General features: G+C 41.1%; 12 protein-coding genes. 10 read left to right on the forward strand and 2 right to left on the reverse strand.

Annotated elements, in window-relative coordinates; genetic code table 11:
• On the forward strand, nt 1-607 hold a 607-nt coding region (locus ACH2DQ_RS18030; protein WP_395027744.1), incomplete at its 5' end, for an Ig domain-containing protein.
• A gap of 165 nt (nt 608-772) precedes the next feature.
• On the opposite strand, the gene ACH2DQ_RS18035 is transcribed toward ACH2DQ_RS18030, so the two are convergent.
• Entirely contained in the window at nt 773-1072 is a 300-nt protein-coding gene (locus tag ACH2DQ_RS18035) for a helix-turn-helix transcriptional regulator (RefSeq protein WP_394914895.1), read from the reverse strand.
• A gap of 200 nt (nt 1073-1272) precedes the next feature.
• Nucleotides 1273-1629: a cupin domain-containing protein gene (locus ACH2DQ_RS18040; RefSeq protein ID WP_394914896.1), complete on the reverse strand. Its 357-nt coding sequence runs from the start codon at nt 1627-1629 to the stop codon at nt 1273-1275.
• 34 nt (nt 1630-1663) lie between these two features.
• Here ACH2DQ_RS18040 and ACH2DQ_RS18045 point away from each other — a divergent pair, with 34 nt between their 5' ends.
• From ACH2DQ_RS18045 to ACH2DQ_RS18085, 9 genes are all read left to right on the forward strand, one after another.
• Entirely contained in the window at nt 1664-1789 is a 126-nt protein-coding gene (locus ACH2DQ_RS18045; protein WP_394914897.1) for a hypothetical protein, read from the forward strand.
• Nucleotides 1790-1929: 140 nt separating this feature from the next.
• Nucleotides 1930-3006 carry a uroporphyrinogen decarboxylase family protein gene (locus ACH2DQ_RS18050; protein ID WP_394914898.1) on the forward strand — a complete coding sequence of 359 codons (1077 nt, stop codon included), beginning with the start codon at nt 1930-1932 and terminating at the stop codon, nt 3004-3006.
• Nucleotides 3007-3101: 95 nt separating this feature from the next.
• Complete coding sequence (locus tag ACH2DQ_RS18055) at nt 3102-4844, forward strand: sensor histidine kinase (protein WP_394914899.1); 1743 nt, start codon at nt 3102-3104, stop codon at nt 4842-4844.
• A gap of 135 nt (nt 4845-4979) precedes the next feature.
• Nucleotides 4980-6593, forward strand: a complete 1614-nt coding sequence (locus ACH2DQ_RS18060; protein WP_394914900.1) for a response regulator — start codon at nt 4980-4982, stop codon at nt 6591-6593.
• A gap of 194 nt (nt 6594-6787) precedes the next feature.
• Nucleotides 6788-8206, forward strand: a complete 1419-nt coding sequence (locus ACH2DQ_RS18065; protein ID WP_394914901.1) for an ABC transporter substrate-binding protein — start codon at nt 6788-6790, stop codon at nt 8204-8206.
• 20 nt (nt 8207-8226) lie between these two features.
• Nucleotides 8227-9114: a carbohydrate ABC transporter permease gene (locus tag ACH2DQ_RS18070; protein WP_394914902.1), complete on the forward strand. Its 888-nt coding sequence runs from the start codon at nt 8227-8229 to the stop codon at nt 9112-9114.
• A 175-nt stretch (nt 9115-9289) separates the two neighbouring features.
• Entirely contained in the window at nt 9290-10117 is an 828-nt protein-coding gene (locus tag ACH2DQ_RS18075) for a carbohydrate ABC transporter permease (RefSeq protein ID WP_394914903.1), read from the forward strand.
• A gap of 34 nt (nt 10118-10151) precedes the next feature.
• A complete protein-coding gene (locus tag ACH2DQ_RS18080; RefSeq protein WP_394914904.1) occupies nt 10152-11309 on the forward strand; it encodes a uroporphyrinogen decarboxylase family protein in 1158 nt (385 codons plus the stop codon).
• Nucleotides 11306-11515, forward strand: a 210-nt coding sequence (locus ACH2DQ_RS18085; protein WP_395027749.1) for a Gfo/Idh/MocA family oxidoreductase, incomplete at its 3' end; no start/stop codon positions are given. The genes ACH2DQ_RS18080 and ACH2DQ_RS18085, both read left to right, overlap by 4 nt.

Consider the following 11515-nt stretch of genomic DNA (forward strand, 5'->3'; position numbering starts at 1 on the left):
TGCAGGAGACTGGGAAGCAGAAAAAGCACCTACAATCTTCGCGAAAGGTGTGGAAGTTAAAAAATGTGAACGCTGTGATATCGTATTAGAAAAAAGAGATATCAAGAAAAAGAAAGCAAAAGTTAAGTTAAATGCCAAATCTACAACGATGCAGGTCAAGAAGACGTCAACAGCCTTAAAGGTGAAGTCCAGTAGTGCAGGGGATACTGTACGTAAGTGGACATCGGCAAATAAAAAGGTAGCTCAGGTTGATAAAAAGACCGGAAAGATTACGGCGAAATCAGTAGGAACTACTTATATTACAGTTACGATGAAGAGTGGTGTCAGTGCGAAATGTACCGTTATCGTACAGGAAAATGCTGTCGCTACGAACAAAGTTTCTTTTGGAGCGAACACGATAAACCTGAAAAAGGGTAAATCAATGAAGTTACAGGTTCTCAGAACGCCGATATCTGCAAATGACAAATTGAAATTTACATCTTCAAAAGAAAAAGTTGCGGAAATCAATTCCAAAGGTAAAGTCACAGCAAAGAAAAAAGGTTATACAACTATAACCGTCAAAACAGCAACCGGAAAGAAGGCAACTTGTAAAGTTTATGTGTCGTAATAAACTTTTCTAACATGCTCTAAAATAAGACAGCTGAAAATATATTGGAAGATCAGATTTTATACCGGAATGAAATGTCCAAATATAGAATTTGATCGGATAATTTATGAATCGGCTGTCTTATTTTTATTCTTTGAAAGATATATTTTCATTCCAATAAAAGAATTATTCATACGAATGATGCAATACTTCAATGGAAGATGCATAGGCAGTTGGCGGAATACCAACTGCTTTTTTGAAGCATTTCGAAAAGTAATGCAGGCTGTTATATCCTAAAATATCGGAAATTTCTGTCATATTATATTTCCCGATCTGAATCAGGTGCATGGCGCGTTCAATCCTGAGGTTATTATAATATTCAATCACACCGGTCCCCAGATTACGGCGGAATATTTGTTGAAGGAGAGCACTGGAGACACAGTTTTCCCTACAGACTTGTTGTAAGGTAAGAGAGGAGTCACCCAAATGGTTTTCAAAATAATCTTGTATCTGCCGGATAATAGTCCTTTCTTTGTGTAATTTAATGGAACTGGAATGAGCAGAACTAGAAGAAGCAAAACTAAAAGGTGCTAAACTTAAAGAAACAGTACCGGTAGTATTGCTTTCTGATTTTATAAGTTCCCCTGCCTCAAGAGATTCCGAGTCTTTTCGTACCAGATCAATGATCAGCAGTTCCAGATCAGCCGCTGACTGGTTTTGATGATTTTATGAGAAAGACCCGATAAGCGGGAGCTGGGGCTTCGAAATGAAATAACAGCGATATCGGATGGATGCTGGTAATTTCCCCATACATTGTGAAAGGCATCCGGGCTAACCAATACCAAATCTCCTTTTTCCAAAGTATATATATCATTTTCTATGCGGACATTCAAAATTCCAAAGTCGATATAAATAAATTCCCAGAAATCATGACTTTCCCCCCTGTAATTATAATCCGGACTAAATTTAAAGTAATGGACGGTCTTAAGTGATTCTATGATGACAGAGCTGTCTAAGTAAGTATCCTGATAATCTTTTTTCATTGGGAATCCTCCAAGGCAAATAATCAAATTATTGATGAAAATAGCTGATAAAATTTCTGATAAAAATAAAGATGAAACTTCTGTTGAAATTACGGATGAAGATAATGATAAAATTTCTGTTGAAATTACTGATGAAAATATTGGTGAAATTACTGATTAAATTAATCATGGAAATCAAAAATCAGATCATGTATAACGAATGTAAATTGCAAACATTGTATCATAATTGACAAAGCCGGCTGGCTCTCTAATTGATATAATTTTGATTATAACAAAATAAATTGCAAAGGGGTAAACATTATGACAAATAGAGAAAACTTTTTTATGGCAATGTCACACCGGCAGCCAGAGCAGATTCCTTTTTTTATACGGTTAAGTGAGGAACTGGAAATTGAGTTTGAGCGGCGATACCATACAGCAGATTACCGAAAATATTATGGCAGCAGCATAATACCTGTAAGAATCCGTCCCACGGAACACTTGCAGGATTTTTCCGCCTATTTTGCAGGACAATCCTATGATTATTATGATGAGTGGGGTGTTGGGTACAAGGCGGGGAGTACCGGCTATCATTTCCGGCAGTTTGTATCTCCCATGAAATTCTTTGAAACACCGGTAGAGGTATGGGATTTTCCACTTCCTGATATTTTGGAGGATTATCGGTGGGATGGGTTAAAAGAGACTATCGCAGAGCTGAAAGCATTAGATTGCATCACCATGAATACCTCAGGATGTAATATTGATATATTTGAAGCGGCCTGGTATTTGAGGGGCATGGAAAATTTGCTCATGGATATGCTGGCGGATGAAGAAATGGCGGAAGCGTGCCTGGAACGTATGTGCAGGATAAAATGTGAAATGGCGAAGAAATGTGCAGAAGCAGGATTTGATATCGTGGTGTTTGGAGATGATGTGGCTACACAGCGGGGGATGATGATGGATAAAAAGCTATGGAGAAAATGGCTGAAACCCCGACTGAAACGCGGGATAGACAGCGCGAAGGCGGTCAATCCGAAGGTCCTGTGCTATTACCATTCAGACGGAGATATTTCTGATATCATTGAAGATCTGATTGAAATCGGCGTGGATATTCTAAACCCGATACAGCCGGAATGTATGGATCCAATTGCAGTAAAAGAGCGGTATGGCAGCAGGGTGAATCTGTGGGGAACCATCGGAACCCAGACTACAATGCCTTTTGGTTCACCGGAAGAGGTAACGCAGGAAGTGAATAGAATGATAGAATGTGTGGGCAGAGATGGTGGACTTGTGATAGCGCCTACCCATGTTCTGGAGCCGGAGGTTCCGTTTGCAAACATAGAGGCTTATGTAAAAACTGTAAAAAGTAAGCGGGTAGAAAATACTGGAAATAATTGATTCACAACCGTTTCAATAGTATGATATAGAAAACCAGTGCCATAATCAAAAGGTGTTTGCTGCAATAAATCCATATCATTCAGGGGGATTGTCAAATGAAGGTGCCGCATATTTCATTAAAAATAAAATCAACGATTAAGCAGAGATTCTTTTTTTTCAGTGCATTAAATATTATTGTAGTCATTCTGGCAATTGCGGTCATTTCCAATGTTCTTTTCGAAAAAACAATAACAGAGAAAGCAAAGATGTTCCAGCAAAGGGAAGTTTCCCTGGTGTGCAATAATATGGAGCTATTGGTAAACAGCATCAATGATTATATCCTCACTTTATCCGTAGACAGTACCTTACAGGAAATATTAAAGTACCATGATGAGGTTCCCATTTCAGAAGAAGAAAGATATAACATCAAAATGAAACTGATTCGTGCAGTTTATGCAAAATCGGCTTTGAATTCCTACATAGATTCTGTTGTTATTCTTTCAAAAAGCGGAACCTTTTATGATATGGGCATGTATTCCAAAGAGAATTTTAGCAGTACATTTGAAAAGAATAACATCCAGATGTCTGACATTATCAATAAACCAACCTGGTATGGACCTCTGGAAATGAAAAATGAACTGGTGGGGACGGAAAATGTATTTGTAATCACCAAGCAGGTTATGGATATCTGGTCACCGGATGTACTGGGGTATGTATTTGCAATTGTAAAGGAGAGCAAGGTAAGCGGGTTTTACCGGGATATTATCGAAAAAAATGCGGAGCTGTATATTGTAAATGAAGATATGAATATTATCTCTTCTTCCGATAAATCGCTGTTGTATAAGGATATCCGGGACCTGGAGATCTATGCAAATAAAAAGGATGCCTATATCATTACGACGGAACAGATTCCCATTAATCACTGGCAGGTCATGGACTTTGTGCCCAAGCGCTATCTGGTAAGTGAAATGGACAAAATAACGCTTTCAATGGTGAACATTGGTATCATCGCAATTGTAATTTCCTTCGTGCTGTCCTATGCAATAGCCAGCAGAGTAACAAAGCCGATACATAAACTGGCGGTTGCCATGAAATCTTTTGACTGTATTAATGGAAACAGCCATACCACGGAGGTACGCTCGCCACAGGAACTGAATCTGCTCACCAGAAGATTTAATCAATTGGTGGACCGGGTACAGGAGCTGATGCACCAGATTGAAATTGAAAATGAGCGGAAGAGGGATTACGAATTCCGTTTAATCCAGGCGCAGATTAAACCCCATTTCTTATACAATTCACTGGAAACCATTATTTCACTAATCGGGATTTCCATGAAAGATAATGCCATGCAGTACACCAGATCCCTGGGTAATTTTTATCGTATTTCCCTGAGTAATGGTTCGGACATCATAACGCTGAAGGAGGAGCTGGATCTGATCCAGAATTATCTGTATATGCAGGGCATCCGGTATGTAGATAAATTAAATTATCAGATTGAGGGTGATGCTAAGCTGGCAGCATATATTATTCCCAAACTAACGCTTCAGCCCCTGGTGGAAAATGCAATCTACCATGGAATAAAGCCTAAAAAAGTCAAATCAGATATCCGGATTAAGTACTTTAGTGATGCAGATGATATTTTGATTTCGGTCTATGACAATGGAGTGGGGATCCGAAAAGAAAAACTGGATTCAGTGCTGACGGATCAAAAGACGGATGAAAGAGGGGGCTTCGGACTGAATTCTATTGATAACCGGTTAAAGCTGGTGTTTGGGGCTTCCTATGGACTGGCTGTCAGCAGCAGCTATGGGGTTTATACCGAAGTCATTGTACGAATTCCAAAGAAGGACAGGCGGTAAAAGATAAGATGAAGAAGATATCGAAAAGGTGATAGAAGAGAGTGTATAAAAGAGCGTGTATAAAAGAAATTGGATGGGCGATATAGGACGGTAAGAAGAAATCGGAAAGGCGATAAAGGACAAGGTGTAGAATCTATGACAAAGGTAGTGATTGTAGATGATGAATATTACTTTCGGCAGTATTTGAAATCATGTATTGATTGGGAGGGAATGGGTTGTCATATTTCAGGTGAAGCTTCTGATGGGGAAGAAGGTTTACTTTTGGTGGAACGGGAAGAACCGGATATCGTAATTCTGGATATTAATATGCCGATTATTGACGGGATTGAATTCAGTAAGCTGATATACGAACGGAAGCTGGAAACCAGAATCATAATTTTAAGCGGCCACAGTGAATTCCAATATGCGCAGAAGGCAATGAATTACGGTGTGAAAAGTTATTTGTTAAAGCCGCTGAATGAAGAGGAACTGTGCCAGGCGATCCGGGAGATTTCGAAAGAAGTGGAAGCCTTGCGCAGTTACCAGGTAAAACTATCCAGTCTGGAGAAACAGGTAAAAAGAAATCAGCCTTTGCTGGAGGAAAAGATCTTAAACGATTTAATTCGGGGAGTTGTTTCAGCCGGAAGTGCACATGGTAAAATGTCACCGGGACAGGAAGGGATGAATCTGGATTATCATTTTTTTGTTGTGCTGGTCATGGAAATTGATGATTTTAAATCCAGACAGTGGGATGTGGCGGATAAGGAACTGTGGAAATATGCGGTGCGAAACATTGCCCAGGAACTGATTCCCGGCAATATGCATCCCTATTTTTGCGTGGATGAACGGGATAGTATCGTCTGCCTGTTGTGCGGGGATGTATCTAAAGATAATAGCAAAGCTGAAATTAAAAAATGTGTGCTTCAAATGGCAGAATTTATTTCAAAGCACCTTCCATTTACCGTTACCATCGGAATCGGGAATTCAGCTTCTGAACCGGCAGGAATTTCAACTTCTTATCAACAGGCACTATTTTCCCTGAAAAATAAATATAACAGTGTGGGAAACAGTGTGGTTGACTATGAAAAGACGAAATCTTTTATCAGTCAGAATACCCTGATTCATTCGGGAATCAGGAATGAATTAATTATGGGGATGAGGCAGGGGGAACGGGATTCCGTACAGTGTATTGTGAAAAAGATATTTACGGAAGCCCAGGAGCACCGCATCAGTTATGACATGCTGCAGTGTCATTGCATGGAATTTATTTTCACCTGTCTGGAGTATCTGGAGGAAGTGTCGGTTCCATTTGGAGAACTATTTCCCCAAATGCAGTCACCAATGGAGATGCTGGATGGCATTCATACCATTAGCCAGGCACAGAGCAGGATTCTGGACTTATTTGACAAAGCGCTGTGTTATATTAGTGAGCACAAAAATACCAGAGGGATGAAGCAGCTGGAGGAAATTAAGGCTTATATTGCGGAGCATTTTTGTGAAGCGGAGTTTAAAATAAATGACATTGCAGGGTACTTTTATGTGAATTACCATTATCTGTGTCACAGCTTTAAAAAGCAGACTGGAATTACGCTGAATCAATATATTACATCTCTTAGGATTGAACGGGCTAAGACATTAATTGACCAGGGATGCCGGAATATGACGCTGCTGGCTGAACAGGTGGGCTATGGGGATCTGGGGTACTTTGGGAAATGTTTTAAGAAATATACCGGTGTTTCACCGTCCAAATATATGGAAAAAATTGAATAGGATTTTAAGATAAGAGGCTTTCCAAAACCAGGTGATTTATTTACCATCTATATGCAGCGCAATCCTGGGGAAAGCTTCTTTTTTGATTCATGAAAATCAAACAATATTACCAATGAACAAACAATATTGTCTTACGGAGATCTGCTAAGTCAGATATACTGAATTTACAATTAATATCTGAAGGAGGATAAGATATGAGAAAGAAATGGATGCAAGCGGCGGCGGTACTAGTGATTACATCTTTAATCTGTATGGGGTGTTCCACAGGAAAGAGCGGAAATACGGAGAATCCCGCAAAGAGTGAGACGGCAGCAGGAGAAACGGCAGCGGGGAAAACAGATGGAGGTGAATCAGCAGCAGGAGAAACAGATGCCGGAAATGAAGCGGGAAACGAAAACGGAGAAGCAGCAGAAGATAAGCAGCAGGCGACGGCAGAAACAGCGTCGGGAGAACCGGTAAAACTGAAGGCATTTTTGATGTCTGAGGACGAAGCCAGAGTAAGATTATACAACGAATGTTACGCGCCAAATGTGAAAAATGACCTTCCGAATCTGGATGTGGAATTTGAACTTCCGGGCAAAGGATATCAGGAAAAACTGCGTATCTACAATGCTTCCGGGGAGCTGCCAGATGTATTTTTCGGATGGAATATTATTCTGGAAAGTGATAATGCAGTGAATCTGACGCCTTATATTGAGAAAGACGGATTTATTGACCGGTATAAAACAAAATCGGCGCTGGTTCCTTACAGCGATGGTAATATCTATGCAATCAGTGCGGGGATGGACGCCTACTATACCGCAGCAATGATTTATAACAAAGAAATATTTGAAAAGGAAAATATAAAAGTACCCACAAATTTTGAAGAGTTATTGGATGCCTGCACCCAGTTTGCGGCAAAAGATTATGTTCCAATCTCTATGCTGGGCAGTTTTACGGCATACGCATTTTTACCCCAGGAACTGATTACCATGGATGATCCCGAAAATATGAAGAAGATTATAGCCGGAGATATGGGATTTGATTCAGAACCGTTCCGAAACGCCATGAAAAAATATGAACAGATGATCAATGCCGGTGCATTTGCAAAAGATGCGGCAACTACTACTTATGATGAACATGTGGCACTGTTCACATCCGGCAAATCCCCTATGATCTATGCACCATTGTGGGTATATGGTTCAATTGACAAAATGGAGAATCTGGATTATTTTTCACTTCCAACTTTTAATAAGACACCTGGATTCCTCAATGGCTGGGGACAGGCATATGGCGGTTACATGGTATCCAAAAACAGTGAAAACATTGAGGAATCAGTGAAACTGGCAGAGTGGATGGTGGAACAGGATGCCAAATTCTTCTCGGAAGAAATGGGAAATGCAGTGGGGATGGATGTTGGAACAGAACCAAAACTTTCCCCTATCACCAAGGACTATTATGATCTGTTTAACCAGGAGGGAATGGATGTAATACCAAATTATGCATCTAACTTCCTGAAAGATTCGGTCAAAGCGGAATTAGAAGTTAATATTGGAAAACTGCTGACCAAGCAGTTGACGGCAGATGAATTTTGCACCACTATGGATAAACTGCAGAAAGATGCTGAGAAGTAATTGGATGGGGAGGTAAAGCCATGGACAGATATTTAAGCAAGAAATGGATCATACTGGTGTTCCTGGCACCAGCCACCATCATATTTAGTATATTTATTTTATACCCTATGCTGCCGACTATTTATACGAGCTTTTTTGAATACGATGGATTTAAGATAGGGAAGTTTGTGGGAATCGGGAATTACAGTGCGGTTCTGACCGATCCTGTGTTTTGGCATTCTGTTTCCAATACACTAAAAATTGTACTGCTGCAGACACTGATTGCAGGCCCTGTATCATTGCTCCTTGCCCTGTTTATCAACCTTTGCTCGGCAAAAATGAGGCGTTATGTCAAGATCACGTATTTTATGCCAACAGTATTAAACATTACCGTTATCTGTCTCATGTGGAAAATGGTCTTACAGCCCAATTGGGGAATTATCGATACTTTATTGACAAAATTAGGATTAAGTGAACTGATACACACCTGGCTGATAGATGAAAAGACGGCGATCTGGTGTGTGGCGTTTGTATTCGTCTGGCAGTATATTGGCTACAATATGGTTCTGTTATATTCCGGAATTCGTTCCATACCGGAGACCTATATGGAGGCAGCAAAGGTGGAGGGAGCTAATTTCTTCCAGCAGTGCAGGTATATTACGATTCCCCTGCTTCAGGAAATCATTAAATTTGTACTGATTATATCTACAGCCGGAACCCTTGGTATGTTTGCACACGTGCAGGTTATGACAAACGGAGGGCCGGGAGATCTGACTAGAACCATTGTCTATCAGCTTTATTATAAGGCATACCAGAGCCAGCAGTTTGGAGAGGCAAATGCGATTGCAGTTATTTTTGCAGTGATCGGCATCGGTGTGTTTATGCTGATTAATCGCTTTGTGGCAAGAGAGCGGATCGAGCTTGTATAACTTAAAGTAAATAACAGGATGGTTCGGTGAGGGTGATTTTTTGAGTATGCAGGTGTAAAAACGGAGGTGTAGCGGGCTGCGCTGAGTATTTTACACCTGTGCTATTAAAAGATCAGACCGGCGGAACATTTGGTTAATCGCTGGGAGTTATATTAGACAAAAGGAAGGAGCTATAATGAAGAAAAAAGGCAGAAAAATTATCCTTTGGTTGAGTATGGTGATGATCAGTTTTCTATTTCTATACCCGTTATTGTGGATGGTACTGACTTCTCTGAAGACAAAGGAAGATGTAATGATAAATCCATTCGGATTGCCTGTGGAATGGATGTTCAGCAATTATGCAGATGCATTTACAACGTTTGATTTCCCAAGGTTTTTCCTGAACAGCGTGGTGTATACTGCGGGAACGATTTTGCTTACTATATTTTGTGCAATTATGTTTGCTTATGCGGTAGCCAGAATGAGATTTAAACTCAGCAGTTTTATGGTAAATCTGCTGCAGGTAGGGATGATTGTTCCGGTTTTTGTAATCGTACTTTCTTTGTTCAGCCTGATGGGTGATCTGGGAGTGCGAAATACCTACCAGGGGATGATTATGCTCTATACCGCAAGTGCCCTGCCCATATCGGTAATCATATTTACCGGTTATTTCCGGTCACTGCCATTTGAACTGGAGGAAGCGGCTTATATGGACGGGTGCGGCGTATTTCGGACATTTTTTAAAATTATGGTGCCAATGGTGGCGCCTGCAGTGACTACTGTTGTGATTGTGGTATTCATGAATTATTCCTGGAATGAATTTTCACTGGCATATCTGCTGATCGATTCACAGAATATGAGATCCCTCCCCATTTCATTAAATTATTTTACTTCATTAAGAGGTACGGACTGGGGATTGCTGGGGGCAACTATGGTAATGATCAGTGCTCCGGCTGTTCTGCTGAATATCGTGTGCGGGGAAAAGATTGAAGATGCTTTGACGGCAACGTCAGCACTGAAATAAAAGTGAAATAATATTGAAATAAAAGGAGAAGTTTATGACGAGAAAAGAACGATTGATGGCTGTTCTTAAGGGGGAACCTGTTGACAGGCCGCCGGTATCCTTTTACGAAATCAACGGGTATTCGGAGGATGAGCAGGATCCCGATCCATTTAACATTTATAATCATCCATCCTGGAAGCCCCTGCTTAAATTGGCCAGGGAAAAAACAGACCGTATGATTATGTGTTACATTCCATTTGTGCATACGGCTACCCAGGTGGAGAAACAGACGGTAGTAACCAACTATTTTGATGAGCAGGGACGTAAGCATGTAATTACGGAAATAAAGGCAGGGGACCGCACACTGCGTCAGCATACAAGACGGGATACGGATGTAAATACTGTCTGGATTCTGGAACATTTTATTAAGGATGAAGAAGATCTGGAAGCCTGGATTGCACTGCCTTCTGAAGAAATCGGAGAGCCGGATTACCGGCAGATTCTATCCGTGGAAAAAGAAATCGGAGATACCGGTATTGTAATGATAGAAACGGGGGATGCCTTGTGTGAGATAGCATCCCTGATGGATATGGAAGAGTATATGATCATAGCGATGACCGAGGGGGAACTTTTTCATAAAGCGTTAAAAAAGGCACAGGAAATATTATTAAAAAAAACGGCGCGGATTGCCGAAGATCTGCCGGGGAGGCTTTGGCGTATATATGGTCCGGAATATGCGGCGCCGCCATATCTGCCACCGAAACTGTATAAGGAATATGTAACGGATTATGACCGGGAGCTGGTTGGGGTAATACAGAAGTATGGCGGTTTTGCCAGAATCCATCAGCATGGAAGGCAGAAAGATATACTGGAGTATACCGCACAGACCGGCTGTTCCGGGCTGGATCCCATGGAACCTGTTCCCCAGGGCGATGTAGAGTTATCCGAAGTGCGTAAAAAATATGGGCAGCAGATGGTATTATTTGGAGGGCTTGAAATCAGTGATATGGAGCAGATGGGCCAGGAAGAATTTAAAATGAAAGTGGAACATGCCATGTGCCAGGGGATGGAAGGTGAGGGAAGAGGCTTTGTGCTGATGCCGTCGTCCTGCCCGCTGGGGAGGATACTTTCCGAAAATGTATATAAAAATTATGAAGTGATGATTGAAGCTGTAGAACGTTATTCACTAACAACAGGAGGACAGAACGGATGAAAAAGATAAAAGCGGCGCTGATCGGGGCAGGACAGCGGGGAGCCCAGGCTTATGCATCCTATGCAGGCAGGCATCCGGAAGAACTGGAATTTATTGCGGTGGCGGAACCCGATCCCAGGCGGAGGGAATCCTTTCAAAAGGAGTTTCATATACCGGACGAAAATTGTTTTGAAAACTGGGAAACTTTTTTTCAGCAGGATAAAATG

Source organism: Robinsoniella sp. (genome assembly GCF_034124845.1).